The organism is Dyadobacter sp. UC 10 (assembly GCF_008369915.1).
Classification (GTDB): Bacteria; Bacteroidota; Bacteroidia; order Cytophagales; family Spirosomataceae; genus Dyadobacter.
The window spans coordinates 5005362-5025735 of sequence record NZ_VSRN01000001.1 but is presented as its reverse complement, the minus strand read 5'-3'; the positions used below and the strand labels follow the sequence as shown (position 1 = coordinate 5025735).

Genomic DNA, 20374 nt, shown 5'->3' with positions numbered 1-20374 from the left:
GCTTCCGAACATCAGCACTTTCCCAATTCCAACATAAACACCTCTCTATAAGAAGCTTACGATTTCAGAATTGACTGGTATATTATTTTGCCCTGGACACCAGGCGCATTGTACACCAACCCCTGTCGGCCATGATCCGTAACTACTTCAAAATTGCATGCAGGAACCTGACGAAAAACCCGGGCTATTCGGCGATCAATATCGGCGGCCTGGCTGCCGGAATGGCCATCGCAGTGCTGATCGGATTGTGGATCTATGATGAATTCTCATTTAACAAATACCATCAGAATTACGGCAGCATAGCGAAAGTAATGCAAACCGTTACCGTGGAAGGAAAAACTTACCACGGAGAATACATGCCCGGGCCGCTCGGCAACGAACTTCGTACGCAATACGCGGGCGACTTCAAACATGTGGTCATGTCGTCTTTCTTCGGCGATCATATCGTGGCATATGGAGACAAAAAATTCACAAAAAAAGGAATTTACCTGGGTGCAGAAGCGCCTGAAATGTTTTCGCTGAAAATGATCCGCGGAACCCGGGCCGGGTTGCAGGACCCGTATTCGATTATGTTGTCCGAGGAAATCGCAGGAGTCCTCTTCGGAACAGAAAATCCGGTCGGCAAAATCGTGAAGCTCGATAATACGATGAACCTGAAAGTGACGGGAATTTATGAAAACCTGCCTTACAATACAGAATTCCGCGACATGAAATTTATCGCCCCCTGGGATCTGTATGTTGCCACTCAGGATTGGGTCAAAACGGCTTTGGCCAATGCAGAATGGGACAATAACTCCTGGCAGATCCTCGTGCAGCTTAATCCGAACGCAAACCTGGAAACAGTTTCGGGAAAGATCAGGGACGTTAAACTGAAACATGCGCAGGAAACAGCTCATCTGAAGCCTACCGTTTACCTGCACCCCATGGAAAAATGGCACCTGTATTCCGGTTGGGATTCCACCGGGAACACTACCGAGCGAATCCAGTATGTGTGGCTATTTGGCGTAATCGGCTTGTTCGTCCTGCTGTTGGCCGCTATTAATTTCATGAATCTGAGCACTGCCCGGTCTGAAAAGCGGGCGAAAGAGGTAGGGATACGAAAAGCCGTCGGTTCACTGCGCAGCCAGCTGATCGGCCAGTTTCTGAGCGAGTCGCTGCTCGTGGTGGCTTGTGCATTTGTCCTTTCTGTCCTGTTGGTAGTGGTACTGCTACCGGCATTTAATGCCCTTGCCGACAAACAGATCGCATTTTTGTGGACAAACCCGGTATTCTGGCTTGCGGGGGGCCTGTTTTGCCTTATTACCGGCATTGTTTCTGGAAGTTACCCTGCGCTTTATCTATCATCTTTTCAGCCGGTTAAAGTATTAAAAGGGACATTTTCCACTGGCCGGTTTGCGGCAGTTCCGCGGAAAGCCCTTGTTGTTTTGCAATTCACGGTATCTGTGACGCTGATCATCGGTACCATCATCGTTTACCGGCAGATCCGGCATGCGAAAAACCGCCCGGTCGGATACGATAAAAACGGGCTGATCACCGTCAATATAAATACGCCGGAGCTCTACAACCAGTACAATGTACTCAGGAGGAGCCTGCTGGAAACGGGAGCCGCGGTTGAAATGTCAACTTCCTCTACGCCGCCTACCCAGACGAGTTCCAACAACGGCGGATTCGAATGGGAAGGTAAAGACCCCAATTTCAAGGACAACTTTTCTACCATTGCCGTCACCCACGATTTCGGCAAAACCGTCGGCTGGCAGTTTGTCGAGGGAAGGGATTTTTCACGGTCATTTTCGACGGACTCGACAGGTATGGTCATGAATGAAGCCGCTCTGAAATACATGGGTTTCCGCAAACCGTCGGATATCATCGGGAAGCCGGTAAAATGGAATGGTGTAACCTTTACGGTGGTTGGCGTGATCAAAAATATGCTGATGGATTCTCCATTCAAGCCAGTTCGGCCGGCCCTTTTTATGGTCAATTACGGCTGGGCAAATGTGATCAATGTGAAGCTCAATCCGGCTTTGTCAGCTCATGAATCCCTGGAAAAGATAGGAACTGTTTTTCGCAAGCTGAACCCGGGAAGTCCATTCGACTTCAAATTCGCCGACCAGGAATTTGCTGTAAAATTTGCAACTGAAGAACGCATTGCCAGGCTGGCTTCCGTTTTTGCAGCGCTGGCGGTCATGATCAGCTGCCTGGGACTATTCGGCCTCGCTTCCTTCACCGCCGAGCAACGCACGAAGGAGATCGGGATCAGGAAGGTCCTGGGCGCATCGGTTCCCAATCTGCTGGCACTTCTGTCCAAAGATTTCGTACTGCTGGTGATCATTTCCTGCCTGATTTCTGTCCCGGTTGCCTGGTACCTGCTGCGTAACTGGTTGCTTACATACGAATACCGCACAGAGATTTCATGGTGGATATTTGCAATCTCCACACTGGGCGCCTTGGTGATTACTTTGCTGACAGTCAGCTACCAGGCTATCCGCGCTGCCATGCTCGATCCCGTTAAATCGTTAAAAACAGAATAATCTGACTGGTAAGTAATTATATTGGGGGATGAAATTAAAACGACATTTACTGACCGCAGTTTTCGCTCTCTCCGCATTGATTACGCTTGCCTACGATCACCCGGGCGGAATGCATCCGAAAAGCCAGCTTGACTATGTTAAAAAGCAGATCAAAACAAGGCAACAGCCACATTGGGATGCATATCAGCAGCTGATCGTCTACGCTGACTCCGCCTTGCAAAAACCCGCCGAGGCACTCGCCGATTTCAGTGTACCAGGTTATTACGTGAATGCGCTGATGCACCGGAAAAACTCAAAAAGCCTGATGTCCAATGCATTCGGCGCCTATGCCTGTGCGCTTGCGTGGCAGCTAAGCGGTGAGCAGAAATATGCGGACAAATCGCTGGAAATCCTGAATGCCTGGGGTTCAACCAACACGAAATACTCGGATGCCGACGGAAGTCTTGTCATGTCTTATGCCGGCTCGGGGATGCTGATGGCCGCCGAGCTGCTGTACCATTATGAAGGTTGGGAAAAAGCCGACAAAAAGCAGTTCGGTACCTGGGTTGAAAATGTGTACAAGAAAGCATGCAACGAAATCCGGAACCGATCAAATAACTGGGCCGACTGGGGCAGATTAGGCTCCGCTTTGTGTGCACAATTTCTGGATGATGAAAAAGAAATGGCGGAAAATGCGAAACTGATCAAGAGCGACCTGTTTCATAAGATTGCGGCCGATGGAAGCATGCCGGAGGAAACAAAGCGTAAGGCGAATGGCATCTGGTACACCTACTTTTCACTGGCCCCGATCACGGCCGCATCGTGGGTGATTTTTAATGCGACGGGCGAGAATCTTTTCACCTATTCCCAGGAAGGCCGGTCAATGAAAACTGCCCTGGATTATCTGCATTATTATGCCATGAACCCGTCGGAATGGAAGTGGTTTGAAAATCCTAACAAAGGATCTGCCGGAAGCTGGCCGGGCAATTTGCTGGAAGCGATGTCAGGCATTTATAAAGAAAACGAATATGTGAAATACGTTCAGGCCAAACGCCCGCTCATTTATCCCACGCACCATTTTGCGTGGACTTTCCCTACGTTAATGACTGTCACGCTCGATCAGTCCAAACAGGAGAAACCTTAAACTTGATTAACGATTTTTCTTAATTCAAATCATTGGTATTGCCGGCTCAAAATGATCAATTTTGTCAGATCACTTAAATTAACAGAAACATGAAACTGAAATGTTTACTTACACTTTGCCTCATGGCTGGTTTAGTTCAGTTTGCCTCCGCTCAAAACTCCGCCGAAGAAATGGTGAAAGAGTGGGAAAGGGCGAAAGCCTACACGAAAGAGTATCTTGACGCAATGCCGGAGAAGGGTTATGCATTGAAGCCCACGCCCGAAATCCGCTCTTTTGCGGATCAGATGCTCCACCTTACCGATGCAAATTACGGTTTTGCTTCTGCTGCAACTGGCGAGAAAAGTCCTTACGGAATGGGAGAACTGGAAAAATCCACGACCGATAAGTCAAAGGCAAATATTACCAAGATCGTGCTGGAAGGATATGATTTCGTAATCAATGGTATTAGGAAAATGACGCCCGCGCAAATGGCTGAATCTGTAAAGCTTTTTGGTCGTTTTGAAATGACAAGGGCAATGGCATTAGCCAAAAACTTTGAGCATCAGACCCACCACAGAGGACAAACAACGGTATACATCCGCATGGCCGGCGCTACTCCTCCGAATGAAAAATTGCTTTAAGCGACACTTGATCTGACGTGGCAGCCGGTAAAACCGGCTGCTACGCTTCAGTATCCCGCTTGCGCTTCCGGCGAAACTTCATCCGCAGTGGTCAATGACCGATTTCAGGATATGGCTATTGTTACTTCAATGCTTCGCCAACTATCTTGCCGATAGATCCGCTGGGTGGTAAAATGTGTAACAAAGCCGCGATCGTAGGCGCAATATCACTGATATGTGTCCTGTTGAATGTCTCACCCGGCTTCACTCCCCAACCGAAAAGCACGAAAGGCACGTGCGTGTCGTAGTTATAAGGCGTACCATGAGTAGTGCCATGATTCCCCCTGCCTATCCAGCCCGGCTGAAAAATGAGCAGCAGATCGCCGCTCCGTTTCGGATTAAAATCGTTGAGATATAACTGTTTCTGATACTCAGTAAGTGTTTCCTGATGCAGGTTGCGCAAATTGACAACATTCGCAACTTCCGGTAAATCGGCGATGACCTCCCGGATCACTTCCTGCACCGCCGTAACGGACACATTCTTTTCTATCATCCGTTTTTTATCCAGATAAATCTGCCAGGACGAGATCGCTTTGATGAAATGTTCGCCGCCAAATTCCGCCGCCAGCCGTTCTTTTATTTTTCGCTGAATATCCCCGGACTGATAACGCGAACCGGGCATTTTATTCGCAGCAAGAAACTCAGGCACGTCCATAACACCATGGTCAGCCGTAAGGAACACGGTGTAATTTCCCTTTCCTGTCCAGTTATCCAGAAATTCAAACAGCCCGGCCAGCTCGGCATCCAGCCTCAGGTAAAGATCCTGCTGCTCAACGGAATTGGGACCGAACTTATGCCCTACTCCGTCAGGTGCGGAGAAGCTCAGGGCGAGGAAGTCGGTAAATGCTCCTTTGCCAAGCTTCTCCGCCTGTACCGCGGCCATTGCCATTTCCCTGGTGAGCGTATTTCCCCAGGGCGTTGAGCCCACCAGATCAGGTTCGGATGTTGATAGCTTGTAAGGAAATACGGGTTTATTATTGCCTTCCAATCCTTCCTCATACCGCTGATCGTCCGTGGTGCTCTCGGTATATTCGCTCAGCGGCAACATCGGCTGCCAGCCTTTTGAAAGATAAGTGGCCGGAAGCTTCCGCGCATTGAATGCCGTTACCCAGTCAGGCACTTTCTCCATGTAGAAAGTGCTTGTTACCCAATTCCCCGTATCCCCGTCATACCAGTAACTTCCATTCGAAGTATGACCGCCGGGTAATACCGCCGAACGGTCTTTCAGTGCAATACTGATTGTTTTTGACCTGAAATTATTGGCGATCCGCAGCTGGTCGGTGATAGTGGTAACCAGCAGATTGCGGGGCGAACCTTTCCCGGCTTTTGTTGTCCCAACACCCGATACGATACTATCGGCGACACAATTGATATTTTTGTTTAAAGCAGGCACATACCAATCATTCGCCAGGATACCGTGTATCGCAGGAGCGGAACCTGTGTAAACAGACGCATGCCCCGGGCCGGTGGAGGTGTTGGCATAATGGTAATGGTGGTCGCGGCAATTGAATCCTTCCCGCAGCATCCGTCTGAAACCGCCTTCCTTGTACTTATCATAATAGCGGTAGAGGTAATCATAGCGCATCTGATCTACCACAATGCCGACGACCAGTTTCGGGCGTGGCAGTTTGGCAGGCTGCGGCTGCGCATTTACCAAAACAACAGATGCAGGCAAGAATAGCAGCCCGGCGAGAAAATGCGAAAATTTCATTGATAACTTATTTATTCAAAAAAAACCAGCTTCTTATACTACGCCGAATAAACAGGAGGTGACTATTGGCTACGTTACTGACATTTTTTTTTGCATTCGGAACCTGTTGAAAACGAAGGGTTCACTTGTGGATTAATATTGACTTTTACTAAATTAGCAAACCCAAAGTTCCTCTAAAAACCCTACTCTTTCCGTTCTGTATGAAGATACTACCTCTACTATCCCGTATTTCTATTCTTGCCCTCGCCGTAATGCTCGCAGGTTGTCCGTTTGGTTCAAAAGAAGATGGACCAACGCCTGATCCGGGTTCTGGTAACGGCAAGCAAAAAGTGGAAGTTTTGAAACTGGACTGGGACTCTGCGAGTGTCAGCATGGAGCAAACGAGCCGTACCGTCGATAACGAAGCGAATGTCATTGTCGTGGGGTCGTCTGATGGCTGCTGGGGCTGTAAGGATTGGTTTTTATTCGCCATTGTAGAGCAGTCTCAATGTGGCAGGAACGGCTGGCAATGCACTGCCAGGGGTAATATTGATGTCAAATTCGAAGGTCTTCAAATCGGTAAGGAATCGTCGCTGGGCTGGCAGGTAAACACCGGCGGGAAGCTGACGATCAGGTCTATCGACGGGTCTCCCTTTATTTCCGGCACGACAGCGACAAAGAACTATCAGATACAAAAAATCGAGATCGAGTCTCACAACGACGAAACTTCCCGTAACAATGGGGATCTGCGCATCGGCACGCCCGAATGTCCGGCTGTAAACCAAAACCGGCTCTGGCAGAAAAGCGACGAGGGCGACCCGCGCAAACTGCTTGTCGACGTTGCCGCTAAAATGGCGGGAAGGAAATACGCGCTCGCTATCAAAGTCACCGACCTGAACCGGTGGTGCGCCAGTACCAGCTACGCGCCGCTGTTTACTTCGCTCAAAGGTGAGAAGTTTAGTTTTGAACAAAAATCGGTGGTAACAGGCACAGGCGAGTTCATCGGCCAGGACCTGGCAGACCTGCTGATCGAAGACCACGAAAACCTGTACGATTACAGCCAGGGCAGCACCTATTTCTGGATGAATGATGAGGTAAATATTATCACGGCTTCTGATACGATCCAATATTACAAACGCGGCGTTTCCAACACCTCGGGTAATATGAAGTTCTACGTCGCCGATCTGATGTTCCATTTTGAAAGCAACGACAGCATGATGGTCATGGTCGAAGGTTACCAGTCATTTGAAGGAACCTGGAAATTTGCGGATAAGACGAAGTACGACCGGATCATTATCAATGGTCACGACAACGGCCTCGGTTTCGGGTATGACAACGTAGAGTTAAAAATCGACAAGCTGCAAAAGAACGTTTTCAACTATACCCGGGAAATCGACCTGACAAAATTCGACCCTTACGGAACCACCAATTCCGCCTATATCATAGAACAAGTCGGCTGGCTCTCGATACTGGAAGAGCTCAGGAAACCGCCTTTGTCCAAATTCAAACTGCAATGTAAAATGGTGCCTTACCGGTAAGCCGCCGGCACTGCATCACTCGCTTTGCAAGCTTTTCACGGGGTTCATCAATGCAGCTTTGATACTTTGGAAACTTACTGTAAGCAAGGCTATTGCGGCAGCTGTCAGGCCCGCTAAGGCAAATATCCACCAGTCGATCGTAGTTTGATATGCAAAATCCGCAAGCCACCTGTCCATGGCGTACCAGGCGATAGGCGAAGCGAGCACAATGGCTATTGCGATTAATTTCAAGAAATCGCGGGAAAGCAATGTTACGACGCCTGCCACGGTCGCGCCCAGCACCTTTCGCACACCTATCTCTTTTTTACGCTGCTCGGCCATGAATGCTGACAAACCGTAAAGCCCGAGGCAGGATATAAAAATGGCCAAACCAGCGAAGAGGTTAAAGATATTCCCCATTTGCTGCTCGCTCCGGTACAGGTTATCCAGGTCTTTATCAAGAAAACCGTATGTAAATGGATAAGCAGGATTAAGCTGGCGGTTGATCTCTCCCAGCTTGGTAATGGTGGCTTCGTTGGTACCGCCCTGCGTCCGCACGATCACCACGCCTCCCCACCTGTTGAGCCGTAGTATGAGCGGCTCAACCGCATATTGAAGTGATTTGAAGTGAAAATTTTTCACCACCCCTACGATAGTCCCACGGCTTTCACTGAAAGTAATGCTTTTCCCAACTGCGTTGTTGACATTCATTCCCATGATCTGCATGGCTTTTTCGTTGATCACGTAGCTGGAGCTGTCGCCTGAAAATTCACGGGAAAAGCCGCGCCCTGCGAGCAAGGTTGTTTTGAAAACGCTGACAAAATTCTCGTCCACATCCATGGAAGGCACGACCACTTCGTTTTTGGTCACCTGCCCGTCCCACTCGAGATCAACAGTACCGGATGTCAATGCCGTGGGCAGGTCCGAAATGATCGAGAAATTTTCCGTGAGCGGACTTTGCGCCAATGCCGTTTTGAGCGCCTGCTTTTTTCCCCACAGTTCGCCTGTCATGGGAAGATACAGCAGGTTGGATTTGTCGAAACCGAGGTTTCGGTCTTTGATGAAATTCAGTTGTTTGTAAACGATCGCAGTACCAACGAGTAAAACAATAGCGACGACAAACTGCGTGACAACCAGCCCGTTCCTGAAATAGAGGTTTGCCCCTGCCATCCTCAGTTTCCCTTTCAATACTTTCACAGGAGCGAATCCCGAAAGAAATAATGCAGGATAACTGCCTGATATCAGGCCGGTAAGCACCGCAATGCCAGCCAGGCTCAACAGCAATCTTCCATCAAGCAACTGAATATTCAGCGCTTTTTCCGTTAACATTTCGAAGACCGGCAGCAGCAGGTACACAATCCCGACCGCGATGAAAAGGGACAGGAAAGAAAAGATCAATGATTCTCCAAGAAACTGCGCAATAAGCTGGTAGCGACCGGCGCCTACCACTTTGCGCAGCCCTACTTCCTTCGCCCGCCGCTCCGACCGGGCTGTGGCGAGGTTCATAAAGTTGATACACGCAACTGCCAGGATGAAGATGGCGACCACGAAAAAGATATTGACATACTGCATGTTGCCGTGTCCGGGCACATCGATCTGTAAATCGGAATGCAAATGAATGGCTGTCAACGGTTGCAGGTGAAAGTCAACTTTCATGACCTGCCCGTGCGCTTTGTAAAGTTTATAGATCTGCTCGCCCAGTGCATTTAAACCGGCGGTAGTTGTGTTCGTATTTTTATTGATTTTGAAATAGGTGTAAAAGTTAAAGTTCCCCCACGTTCCTGTCTTCAAATCGTTATCGTAACGCGCCAGCGTCGACATAGGGATAAGGAAATCGAACTGCAGGTGCGAATTGGAAGGCGTGTTCGCCAGAACGCCGGCTATAGTAAAGTTTTCCTGATTATTTCTGCGGATCACCTTACCGATCGGGTCCTGGGTTCCATAATATTTCTTGGCCATTTCCTCCGTAATCAACAGCTTGCCCGGGTTGCTCAGCGCAGTGCGTATCTCGCCTTTTAAAAGCGGGAAGGAAAATATCTGCAGAAAATTGGAGTCAACGAACAACACGCGTTTCTCCTCAAACTTCTTTTCGCCTGCTTCAAAAAGGCTGGTAACGGATTTACTGGTCCTGACCGAAGCTTCGATCTGGGGCATTTGCGCCTGCAATCCGCTGGCCATTCCCGCCGGGGTTACGGCCGCCCGGAAATCACCGGCGTTGCAGGTGAGCCTGAAAAGCTGATCGGCGTTCGCGTGGAATCTGTCATAGCTCAGTTCATTCCGCACCCAAAGCAAAATCAGAATGCTGCATGCCATCCCGATAGACAGCCCCGCGATATTGAGCGCTGAATAAGCTTTTTGACGGACAATATTACGCCACGCGATTTTGATGTAGTTCTTGATCATATCGGGATTTAAGAAAAAAGGTTGGTGGTATGTTGTCTTGCTTTGCCTGCGTTTGACGAAAGGCGGCAGCACTGAAATCACATTATGGATATAGCGGAGGGTTGCCTGCGTTTTGCCGGCGCGCCTGTACCAGTGTTCAAATAATTCGTCCAGATCACCTTCCACTTCCTCGATCGTATTGTCGGGATGCAGCTGCCGGAGCAGTAACCTGGCCCACCTCGGAGGTTTTGGAGTGCTCATATCCCGCTCATATTTAGCGCATGGTCCGGCATCATTTGCCAGAGTTTGTTGCGGAGCTGCTGAATATCTCTGAGTGCATTGCTTCCCAGGTTAGTTACCTTGAAAAGTCGCTTCCGCCGCCCGCCGCGTTCAGTAGTGGCCCCGCCCAGCTCAGAGCTTACAAAACCCTTCTCTTCCAGCCGGATCAATGTATTATGCACGGCGCCAAATGTGACTGCCCTGCCAGTGTGCTGCTCAATTTCCTGACTGACGGTTACCCCATAAGCCTGCCCGTCGAGAATGGCGATCATCATTAAAACCAGTTCTTCAAATTCCCCCAGATAGGTTCGGCGCATTGGCAATGCTTATTAGTTTATATTTTCTAGTACAAATGCATGCCAATTTCTTAAAACGGGCTAACTGAGCCCTTATGCACTCTTTTCAACTATTTTCTGTAAAGAAATTTGTCCGCAAGAGAACGGATACTGTCCGGTAACGGACAATGTAAATGACCGGGTTGAGAAGTTTCGGTGAACGGATAATCAGGATGAAAATGTATCAGAATTTCAATTTCATTCCTTCGTGGCTACCCACAAACCCCAGTTGCTGATAAAATTTCAAAGCTTCCGGCCGCTGTTTATCGGTTGTCAGTTGTACCATATAGCAACCCTTTTCCCTCGCCCGGCGGATCGCGTAGCTTAACATTTCTCTGCCGATTCCTTCGCCGCGGCATTTTGATGCAACTCGCACTGCTTCGATCTGCGCGCGCAAACCACCCTGGTGGGTGAGATACTGTATAAATGTAAGATGATAAGTTCCCACTATTTCCCCGTCACGTTCCACGACCGTCAGCTCATGGTTTTGATCATTTCTAATCTGCTTGAAAGCATCACCGTACGGTTGAAAAAAATCTGCCGCCCCTTTTTCACGTTTGGCACCAAGGGGATCGTCCAGCAGCATTTCGACGATATTCGCTAAATCTGATTCTGTGGCCAGGCGGAATTGAAGAGGGATTTCCATTCGTTTGTAAAATGTGAATAGACGAAGATATTAATTTCTTCAACCTAAAAAATGACCTGCCGCGATGAAAATCTCCGCCGGATCCGGATAGGGAATGTGCGTTGCATACAGCTGATCCGACACATAACGTATGATGGAATTGGTGCTTTTCAGATGCTCCGGGACCGAAAACGGAAGGATCAGGTGCGGCGATTTCCAAGGGGTATGCTGTGGGTTTGTCTGCGCATACAGTACCACCACGGGCGTCTGTGTCGCTGCTGCGATGTGAATGGTAGCGGTATTGACGGAAACCACACAACGCGCGCCTTCGATGAGGCTTATAAATTCGCCCAGTGAAAGCATTCCCGCTACCGAAACCGCCGGCTCCCCAATGCCTTCTGCAATGGTATCCGCCAGCCTTTTCTCTCCACCCGACCCACTTACCAGGATCGGCAGCCCATAATACTCCCTCGCCAGTAACCGCCCCGCTCCTATCCAATACTCGACCGGGTATTCCCTTTTCTGTTCGGAAACACCTGGATGAAACAGCAGGTAAGGCTGTGCCGTATCCATTCCGATCTCACCTAGTTTTTGTCTGAATGAATGCTTTTCTGCATCATTTACCCGAAGCAACAGATGGTCGTCGGCTGTACCCGCACCCAGCTTAGCGACCAGTGAGAGGTCACGCTCCACCTGATGAGTGATCTCCTCAAAAGGTTCAGGATCGGGAACCCAATGCGTAAGGAGCTGGTAGGGGTTTTCACGGGCATAGGCTACCCGCACGGGGATACCGGCCATAAATGCCAGCATAGCGGCGGGAAAGGAAGTCTGACTATAAACAGTGAAAATCACTGCCGCATCGAAATTTCTTTGTCTGAGTTCTCCTGTTAATGCCACCAATTCGCTGCCGTCACAACCGTCACTCCGCACCCAGGGCAGATCGGTCACAATCGTATCGTCCAAACAGTCAAGATTCTTACATATGAGCGAGCCTGCCCTGGAAGTGAGCAAAGTAATGTGGCTGCCAAAAGTTTCCTTGAGTGCGCGGATAGCCGGAGAAGCCATGATCACATCTCCCATATTATCCGCACGTATGCAGAGTATTTTCTCAAATTTCGGTTGAGGCATCGGCAGTTACTGTTTTCGAAGCAATGTAATCCGCCGCTTCCCGGAAGTCGCTTGCAATATATTCGGCATCGCGGAAAGGGCCGGCGACCCACTCCGTTTCATTTCCATTGTTGATCAATACCGTCCTGCATCCTGCCCGGTTACCTGCCTCGACATCGTTTAAAATGTCGCCAACCATCCACGATCGTTTCAGGTCAACGTTCAATTCTCTTGCAGCCCGGATCAGCAGACCCGGCTCCGGCTTTCTGCATTCACAGGAAACGCCCTGTCCGCCAGGTGCGTGCGGACAATAATAAAAGCCTGCAAGTTCCAGCCCCTTTTCCCGGAATGCCGCGTGAAAGCTTGCAATCAATGCATCGAGCTGCTCCTGATTAAACTTTCGCAGTTCCAGTCCCGGCTGATTGGATATAATGGCCAGCTTGTATCCACTGGCCTGAAAATTTTCCAATTCTTCAAAAACATAGGGTTCAAAAACGACCAGTGCAGGATCCGCATTGTAGGGGATATCCTTAATCAGCGTACCATCTTTATCGAGGAATATCGCTTTTGCAGATAGATTTTCAGAAATATTGATCATAGGTTCCGGCATTTTGATTGCGCGGGAGTTGCGGTATCCGGCGCCTGGGAAGAGCGCTATTCCTACTTATATCCACACAGTCCGCTAGCAGGTTTTGTTTGACCGGCTACTCTGCCAAGGACGGCAGGCTGCCTTTTCTCAGAACTGCCTCCTTATGAATGTAGCGTTCAGAAAGCTCCCGCAGCAGCAAATCGGTCCCTGCATCGTCGATAATGTTACCTTCCAACACTTTCTCTACAGATTCCGCCGCCAGTATCTGCGATAGCGTTATCAAGTTTTCGTAGCATGCAATTTTATATCGCCCGGCTTTTTGCGCCGCGATCATGATCGTCAGATCAGCCGTATTTTCATTGGCAGCCTGATCGGCAACAACCTGTTCCATATCTTGCGCCCACCTTTCTATAGCGGCAGACTTAGCTCCTTCGGCAGGTTCTTCAAGTGATTCAAAAAGACCCCTTACCCGGTTGGTATGCTCAAAGGCGTGCGTACGGCCCTGACGTAGTATGCGTGCAAAATCCGGAGACTTAACCGCATCCTGGAACCTGCGAAGCACTGAACTGATTTTCTCTTCCACCCAGAACATTTCGCGGAGTTCAGAAAGGAATATTGGGTAAAATGCCGATTCTTTGTATGCTGGTGCCATAGTATTTCGTGTAATCTGCTGGTTAGTGCAGCGGTGCGCTTGGAATCGCCAGTCAATGTTTGTATGATGGCCTGCGGGTTTATCAAAAAACATGCCAGGCCAGCAATCAGCTCAGCATCATTCGCATTTGCCGGAGATGCTCTGCCTCCTCCTTCCGCTTTTGGAGCAGATTCGCGATCATTTCATCGAGCATATCGTTAAAATCCTGAAACTCATCTTTGAGCGCCCGGTGCGCTTGCTGCAAGGAAGAAATGCAAGCCTGATGCGCATTCACTACCTTTTTGGGATGCTTGTCATATTGGCTGTATTCCACATAAATTTCCTGATTAACCGGATCTGTATACCACTCTCCTACCAGCTCCTGGATAGGTACTGACGGTCGGCAGCCCAGCAGGTAAGTCGTTCCTGTCAAAGGATATTTGTACATCAGCACGCTTACACGCACATTTATGCCCCGTCTCATTCCGGGTTGATAGTCTGACAGAGGCAATATCCGGTCGACAATTACCTGCCGACCGTTCAGAAAATCGATATCAGGCACACTTAGCCGGAAAGTATCTTTCAGCGACGAAATATGTTGTCCGATCTCCATTGAACGGAAGTATTCCTCAGGCCATTGGCCCACCTGATCTTCCAGTTCCTTTTTGGTTTTAAGGAAGAGCGCAGCGGCATCATACTGTGAGAATAATCTAATTTTTTGCATGGGTAAAGGATAAAAAACGCCTGACTTTTTATTGCAAACCTGCTACTAAAAACAGGCCAGGCGTGACTAAAATCAACCGCCTCCCGAAAAAAAATATTTCGCCGACCTTGCGCCTCCTCAAACTACATATCAATTGAAAATTACGAGGAAGCGCATCACTATCTCAGGCAGCTTAACGACCATCCGTACCAGGCGGTGATTTTGCCGGAAACGGAAAGGATGCCAAACTGATTCTGCTATCCACAAACATTATTTTTTTCCGTACACACTGGAATGGTTTTTTACAAACCCGGCCAATTCAAATTCTCGAACAGGCACTTAACAGTTCAACTATGTTAGCAATGAATTATCGCGGCCCGTATCGGGTCAGGGCTGACCGCAACAAGCCAATGCCCAGGATTGAGCATTCCGGCGATGCGATCGTCCGCGTCACACGATCCTGCATTTGCGGATCTGATTTACACCTTTATCATGGACTGGTGCCGGATACCAGGGTTGGTACCACTTTTGGTCACGAGTTCATAGGCGTTGTCGAGGAGATCGGCGAAGCGGTTCAGAACCTCAAAGTTGGTGACAATGTGCTGGTACCATTTAATATCGCTTGCGGAAAATGTGTGTTTTGTGAACAGCAGCTATATGGTAACTGTCACGAATCCAATCCTGAGGCTACGGCGGTAGGCGGCATATTCGGATATTCCCACACGGCCGGGGGATTTGATGGCGGTCAGGCTGAATATGTCCGCGTACCTTATGCCGACGTGGGCCCGATGATCATTCCCGAAGATATGGACCACGACAATGCGGTATTGCTGACCGACGTTTTCCCGACCGGATACCAGGCCGCAGAAATGGGCGGGATCAAGCCTGGCGATACGGTCGTTGTTTTTGGAGCGGGTCCGGTAGGGATTATGGCCGCCAAATCGGCCTGGCTTTTCGGTGCGGGAAGGGTGATCGTCATCGACCATCTTGAATACCGGCTGGAATTCGTCAAAAACTACGCGCAATGCGAAGCCTACAATTTCAGGTCACTGGAAGATCCCGTATTGTTTATCAAAAAAACGACCGACTGGTTGGGCGCCGATGTTTGCATTGATGCCGTAGGTTGCGAAGCTGCCGGCGATGCCATGCAAACCATCACCGGAAGGAAGCTGATGTTACAGGCCGGATCGGCTACTGCCCTGCATTGGGCGATCAATTCCGTTAAGAAAGGCGGGATCGTATCGATCGTGGGTGTGTATGGCCCTACCGGTAACCTGATACCAATCGGGAACGTGGTCAACAAAGGCATTACGATCCGGGCCAACCAGGCTTCTGTTAAAAGGTTGTTACCCCGGCTGATCGAGCATATCCAGTCAGGGCGCATTGATCCCAAACAGATCATTACGCACAGGATCCCTCTGGAAGAAGTATCCGATGCGTACCATATATTTTCTGCAAAGCTCGACAACTGCATTAAGCCAATACTGATTCCGCCATCTGCACGTAAATAACAAAATGATGAAAAATACAGAACAAGATTACAGCCACATCAAAGGCTGGGGATTCGACGCCGATCCGTTGGATGTGCCGTCATACCCGATGAAAAAGAGAACTGAAAATGATAACAAAGGAATGATTTGGGAGAGGCCCCCGCAACAGCCGGAACTGGTAGAGGTGCTGCATTCGAATGAGCGTCCGGGCCTTACTGCTGTTTTCGGCACACCTAACCCACCCGCAGGCCTGAGCGGTAAAATCCGGCGCTTTGCATTCCGGTATAGCGAATCCATGATCAGGCACTGGCTATTGCTATTGCTCGCCGACCGTGTCAATGTGATGGAAGGTGTCCACCAGGATATCCGGAGCGGCCACATACCTGACTTTTTCGGAGAACTCGGCGGTAAAGCCGAACTCAAATACAATAAGGCGGGTCTGATCCGGAAAGTGGCGCTGGGAGTGCTGGTGGGGGTTGTGGCGGTGGCTTGCTTGCGGAGGAAAAACGAATGACGGATGATCAGCCGTGGAACGGGGAATGAGCAAATGACCTAATGACTTATTGAACTGCAAACTCAAATGACCCTGACTAGGATCACCGGGGTTTGCAGTTTTGCTTGGGGCCGATCCGGCTTTGGGCGAGCTTTTCACAAAATCAGGTCAAAAACAGGTGTGACCCTGCATGATAATCGAAAGCGCCCCCGATCCATTTACGGGCGTGACTGCGTTTTCTGATTATGCTTAATTTCCTGGTTTTGGTAGTTGCCAGTTTTGCCGGTTAAGTTTTTCGAATTCTTCGGCGCAGACCCACTGCCTTTTTTAACGGTTGTGTCTGCCTCTGTAAGATTTTTCCTACGCGCTGCGAGCGCCTTTTTTGAATGCGTCATCGACTTCTCATTTTCCTCCTCAGAATAGCGTCCGACGTCGTTTGCATTCTCGTGTGACCTGCCACCGGGACGCGTACTGCCATCTCCCGCCGTACTTTTTTGAGCCTGCTTTGAACGGGTATCTACCTGGCCGGCATTGCCTGTTTGCGGCGTATTACCCTGCTTGTTCTGCCCGTCAGTACTACTTTCCTGTACCTGCTTGTCAGACTGCCCGTTGGAACCGGAACCGGATGTAGATGTTGACGTACTCTGTGAATATGAGACCGTGATAGCAAAAAATAGTGCTGCTGCGACGATCATAATGGACTTTTTCATAATACTATTTTTAGATGTGATGAATTGTTCAAACTGAAAGCTGGGTACTTTTCTAAAATTATGCCAGCAATGATGGCAAGCCCCCTGCGGGAATTACGCTCATGCGTGCCTCGCTTGCTTTCAACGCACTTGCGATAAGCTGCTGGCCCAGTAATACTGCGGCTATGGAAGCCGAGTGCGGTAGCCGGGCAAGCTTATCCGGGTAATTTGTGTCCCAGAGGCCCGACTGGTGCCACACCTCCGTATTGTCCCAGTCAGGCCTGTCTATCACGGGATAAATGCAAACGCCCAGGAGCGGCGCGCCCCGGTTGATCAGTTCCGCACACTGCGCCGAGATCATACGGATCCATAAGGGCCTGTCTTCCTTCGGGTGACTGGTTTCGGAAATAAGGAACGGCTTTTTGTAGCGAAGCCAGGCGGTTTCCAGCAGGTCGGCGAGGGGTTTCCACCTGGGATCGGCTACCGGGTCGTTCCAACCCAGAAATTCATATGTCCCAATGATCCACTGATTGTTATAATAGTAATTGAAGCCGAGCACGTCGACCAGGTCGGTACTTCCGCCCAGTTCAGGGCAGATAGTACCGCAAAGCATATCTACGGATTGAAACTGCTGCTCATTTTCAAGCGACGCGGCCAGCATATCGTCCAGCGTTGGGTCAAGGGGAGGGACCATATTCACGAGTGGTTCGGTGGTCAGTATCCGCACATTTTCACTTGCCTGCTTCATTGCTTTTGCCGCTGCGATGTACGCCTTCATCAATGCATACTTCACATGCCAGCCGTTTTTCTGACAATAAGGAACAGTCCCTCCTACCTCGCCGCCGAGCCAGGATATGAAGCTCACTTCGTTAATCGGCGTAATGTAGAAGATTTCGTCCGGGAAATGTTCAGTATAAAAGGCAACAAAAGCTTTGCAAAGCGACACAAAGCGCGGCGTAAAATGCGGATGTAAAGGAGAAAGATCATCGGGAAAACCGAAGTGACAGATATCCCAGATCTGCTGCACATTACACGCTTTGCCTGCATTCAGCATCCGCAAAACGTCAGTAAAATCATAATGATACGGCTTGAATTCAACCACACTCCACCTGATTCCTTCACGTACCGTTTTGATGCCAAGCGAACCGATACGGGCATAGTCTGCATCGATCAGTTCCAAATGCCCGGTCAAAGCAAGCAAATCCACGCGATCTCCGCTTGCATTGAGCTGGTCGCTGCACTCGAAGCCAGCCATCCAAAATGAATTGAACGGAGTCTTCATAGTTTCCGACAGGACAGCCTGCCCCGCGCTGTCAGCTGGCATTTTTCAATTCGATAGTTAATGCCACAGCCTTATCATGCCTTGCGGCTGCATGCATCAGGGCCAGCATGGACGAATAAGTATCCTCCCAGGATTTGTCGGATAAGAATGTGTCGACAGCTTGCAGCCAGTCGGTATTCCCGAGATTGCCCAACTCATATTCGATAGCCGAAATAAAAGTATCCGCATCTTTACCGATACTCACGAGCCCTGACTTTCCATATGGAAATACTACGTCCCGGATCGGAGTTGAAACGACCGGTCTGCCGGCAGCCAGGTATTCGGGCGTTTTGGTCGGGCTGATAAATTGCGTGGATTCGTTGATCAGGAACGGTATCAAAGCTACATTCCACCCGGAAAGGTATGCGGGCAGCTCTATATAGTTTTTGCATCCGAGATAGTGAATGTTACCCGCCGCCGGAAGCTCTGCCGGATCGATTTTTACAATCGGACCGATTAAGATAATCTGCCACTCCGGCCGTTTCGCAGCAATAACCCTGATCAGCTCCTGGTCGAAACGCTCATCTATAACTCCGTAGAACCCCAACTTTACTCCGGAAATAGCAGCCTGATCCTGCGGCTCTGCCAGTGCTTCACGAGCCGACTGGAAATGCGTTTTGTCAATGCTGCTGGGGAACGGGTGTATGTTGGGGTGACTGGACTTTTTGGCTTCATAAAGCGTGAAACCACCCGTAAAAACGACGTCTGCCTTTGCCAGCAGCTGTTGTTCCAGTGCCCGGATCCCGGCCGGGGCGAATTTGAAAGCCGACAATTCGTCCATGCAGTCGTAAACGATCAGTTCGGGCTGAAAGGTTTTTGAAAATTCAAAAGCCATCGGTGTGTAATACCAGAAAATAAAGTTGGTACTGCCCCGCTCCTCAAAAAACGATCGGAGCAATCCTTCCATGAGCCCGGCCGCATTGGAGCCTGTGCAGCCAGGCGGCAAATGAGGCACGCAGACCGAAAGCCCCGGAAGCTTCTTCTCAAATTGAATGTAGGGATTTTCCGAAGCGTCGAAAAGCGGCTCTTCCAGGAAAAACACGTTCCCGTTCTGGGCAAAACGTGTCATTAAATGTTGCGGTCGTTGAAACACAAAATCCCATCGGAGGTGGGAGAAGCAAATCAAATCCTTCTGTAAGTTGATACCCATATCACGTTGTGCCAAAATAAAAAACTGACCGGTGTAGATAAGAAGTATGCCAGCGGTTAGATCGCATTTACTGACCTGCTCAGGTTTACATTGGGGAACCGTTTTCCACTTGCGGGATCAGCTTTCGGAAATACGATTGGGAATTTCGACCCATTTACAACAAAATCGTCAAAACCCAGGGGCACGACCAGGAGGGATCGCACAAGGTTTCAAACTGCGTAAAAAAGCTAAGGGAGGCGCTAAACAGGCGCCTTTAATTTGTTCATAAAAAGGATGGTTTGCCCCGATAATGCCAGTAGAAACAATGTGAAATACCGCTTTGTTTTTGTATGATCATTATCGCGTTGGTTCTCTCCCTTATTTTTTTCGCGTTGGGTTTTATTGTTACTAAAAACAACGCCAGGTATATCCTGTCAGGCTACAATACCATGTCCGAACAGGATCGGCAGCAGTTTGATATTGTTTCCTACATCAAACTGTTTAAGCAGTTCCATCTGATTCTTGCGGCAACCCTTTTTGGTGGGGTATGCCTGCTGAGCCTTGTCAACAATAATTGGGCAAGCCTGTTCATGACCGTTTATCCACTGGTTGCCTATCTGTATTTTCTGATCAGATCGGCGAAGTATCATAAGGGAAAATTCGGCCGGAAAGCAGGCGCATACATGGCGGGCGGCGTGCTGGTTGTCGTTATCGCGGTACTGCTGATCAGCAGCCTCACCGACTATAAAAGCAGCGAATTAAGCCTGGGTTCAGAGCGGCTTGAGATAAAGGGCTCCTACGGACTTACCCTTGGTAAAAGCGAGATACTTGAGCAAAAAGTTGTGGACCAACTTCCGCCTATCAGCTACAAATCAAACGGTTTTGCCGCCGGTGATTATGCAAAAGGCCGTTTTAAAACCAGCGACGGTAAATCCGTCTGGCTTTTCGTAAATAAAAAGGCGGGGCACTTCCTGCTGATACGCAGCTCGAAAGGGGATATCTATTACAGCCACGATGAAATGGATATACAGCAACTGAGCCGGAATGTAGCGCAGTGGCTCGCGCGTAAATTGTGAAATCCAGC

Annotated in this window: 19 protein-coding genes; 7 read left to right on the top strand and 12 right to left on the bottom strand. The window is 49.4% G+C overall.

All coding sequences use genetic code 11. The annotated features are described in order from the left end of the window. Positions 1-131 precede the first annotated feature (131 nt). The 3 genes from FXO21_RS20750 (at position 132) to FXO21_RS20740 (ending at position 4271) form a co-directional block, all read left to right on the top strand. Positions 132-2528: an ABC transporter permease gene (locus FXO21_RS20750; RefSeq protein WP_149641883.1), complete on the top strand. Its 2397-nt coding sequence runs from the start codon at positions 132-134 to the stop codon at positions 2526-2528. 28 nt (positions 2529-2556) lie between these two features. Then, positions 2557-3651 carry an alginate lyase family protein gene (locus FXO21_RS20745; protein WP_225865778.1) on the top strand — a complete coding sequence of 365 codons (1095 nt, stop codon included), beginning with the start codon at positions 2557-2559 and terminating at the stop codon, positions 3649-3651. A 122-nt stretch (positions 3652-3773) separates the two neighbouring features. Further along, complete coding sequence (locus FXO21_RS20740) at positions 3774-4271, top strand: DinB family protein (protein ID WP_149643569.1); 498 nt, start codon at positions 3774-3776, stop codon at positions 4269-4271. A 121-nt stretch (positions 4272-4392) separates the two neighbouring features. Here FXO21_RS20740 and pafA read toward each other — a convergent pair whose 3' ends face one another. Beyond that, positions 4393-6021 carry an alkaline phosphatase PafA gene (gene pafA, locus FXO21_RS20735; protein WP_149641882.1) on the bottom strand — a complete coding sequence of 543 codons (1629 nt, stop codon included), beginning with the start codon at positions 6019-6021 and terminating at the stop codon, positions 4393-4395. A 200-nt stretch (positions 6022-6221) separates the two neighbouring features. On the opposite strand from pafA, the gene FXO21_RS20730 reads away from it, so the two are divergent. Beyond that, complete coding sequence (locus FXO21_RS20730; protein ID WP_149641881.1) at positions 6222-7538, top strand: hypothetical protein; 1317 nt, start codon at positions 6222-6224, stop codon at positions 7536-7538. A 15-nt stretch (positions 7539-7553) separates the two neighbouring features. Here the strand turns inward: FXO21_RS20730 and FXO21_RS20725 are convergent, their stop codons facing one another. The 7 genes from FXO21_RS20725 to FXO21_RS20695 form a co-directional block, all read right to left on the bottom strand. Continuing rightward, entirely contained in the window at positions 7554-10160 is a 2607-nt protein-coding gene (locus tag FXO21_RS20725; RefSeq protein ID WP_149641880.1) for an ABC transporter permease, read from the bottom strand. Then, positions 10157-10495, bottom strand: a complete 339-nt coding sequence (locus FXO21_RS20720; RefSeq protein ID WP_149641879.1) for a PadR family transcriptional regulator — start codon at positions 10493-10495, stop codon at positions 10157-10159. Before FXO21_RS20720 ends, FXO21_RS20725 begins: the two co-directional genes overlap by 4 nt. A gap of 202 nt (positions 10496-10697) precedes the next feature. Continuing rightward, a complete protein-coding gene (locus FXO21_RS20715) occupies positions 10698-11159 on the bottom strand; it encodes a GNAT family N-acetyltransferase (RefSeq protein WP_149641878.1) in 462 nt (153 codons plus the stop codon). A gap of 39 nt (positions 11160-11198) precedes the next feature. After that, the gene (locus tag FXO21_RS20710) at positions 11199-12266 is read right to left on the bottom strand and encodes a glycosyltransferase family 9 protein (protein ID WP_149641877.1); all 1068 of its coding nucleotides are present in this window, start codon (positions 12264-12266) and stop codon (positions 11199-11201) included. After that, a complete protein-coding gene (locus FXO21_RS20705; RefSeq protein ID WP_149641876.1) occupies positions 12247-12843 on the bottom strand; it encodes a D-glycero-alpha-D-manno-heptose-1,7-bisphosphate 7-phosphatase in 597 nt (198 codons plus the stop codon). The genes FXO21_RS20710 and FXO21_RS20705 overlap by 20 nt, the downstream gene beginning before the upstream one ends. 106 nt (positions 12844-12949) lie before the next feature. Further along, complete coding sequence (locus FXO21_RS20700; RefSeq protein WP_192579281.1) at positions 12950-13486, bottom strand: YciE/YciF ferroxidase family protein; 537 nt, start codon at positions 13484-13486, stop codon at positions 12950-12952. 106 nt (positions 13487-13592) lie between these two features. After that, positions 13593-14189, bottom strand: a complete 597-nt coding sequence (locus tag FXO21_RS20695; RefSeq protein WP_149641874.1) for a hypothetical protein — start codon at positions 14187-14189, stop codon at positions 13593-13595. 332 nt (positions 14190-14521) lie between these two features. Between FXO21_RS20695 and FXO21_RS20690 the strand changes: the two genes are divergently transcribed. Together FXO21_RS20690 and FXO21_RS20685 are read left to right on the top strand one after the other, a co-directional pair. Further along, positions 14522-15679, top strand: coding sequence for a zinc-dependent alcohol dehydrogenase (locus FXO21_RS20690; RefSeq protein WP_149641873.1), 1158 nt, complete (start codon positions 14522-14524; stop codon positions 15677-15679). Between the two features lie 4 nt (positions 15680-15683). Beyond that, positions 15684-16172, top strand: coding sequence for a hypothetical protein (locus tag FXO21_RS20685; RefSeq protein ID WP_409014770.1), 489 nt, complete (start codon positions 15684-15686; stop codon positions 16170-16172). Between the two features lie 197 nt (positions 16173-16369). On the opposite strand, the gene FXO21_RS20680 is transcribed toward FXO21_RS20685, so the two are convergent. The 4 genes from FXO21_RS20680 to FXO21_RS28825 form a co-directional block, all read right to left on the bottom strand. Continuing rightward, positions 16370-16861 carry a hypothetical protein gene (locus tag FXO21_RS20680; RefSeq protein ID WP_149641872.1) on the bottom strand — a complete coding sequence of 164 codons (492 nt, stop codon included), beginning with the start codon at positions 16859-16861 and terminating at the stop codon, positions 16370-16372. Between the two features lie 58 nt (positions 16862-16919). Further along, entirely contained in the window at positions 16920-18164 is a 1245-nt protein-coding gene (locus tag FXO21_RS20675) for an amine oxidase (RefSeq protein ID WP_225865777.1), read from the bottom strand. Next, positions 18154-19230 carry a glycosyltransferase gene (locus FXO21_RS20670; RefSeq protein ID WP_225865776.1) on the bottom strand — a complete coding sequence of 359 codons (1077 nt, stop codon included), beginning with the start codon at positions 19228-19230 and terminating at the stop codon, positions 18154-18156. Before FXO21_RS20670 ends, FXO21_RS20675 begins: the two co-directional genes overlap by 11 nt. Before the next feature lie 137 nt (positions 19231-19367). After that, entirely contained in the window at positions 19368-19514 is a 147-nt protein-coding gene (locus FXO21_RS28825) for a hypothetical protein (protein ID WP_192579280.1), read from the bottom strand. Positions 19515-19640: 126 nt separating this feature from the next. Between FXO21_RS28825 and FXO21_RS20665 the strand changes: the two genes are divergently transcribed. Continuing rightward, positions 19641-20366 carry a DUF3784 domain-containing protein gene (locus FXO21_RS20665; RefSeq protein WP_149641870.1) on the top strand — a complete coding sequence of 242 codons (726 nt, stop codon included), beginning with the start codon at positions 19641-19643 and terminating at the stop codon, positions 20364-20366. Positions 20367-20374: the final 8 nt, after the last annotated feature.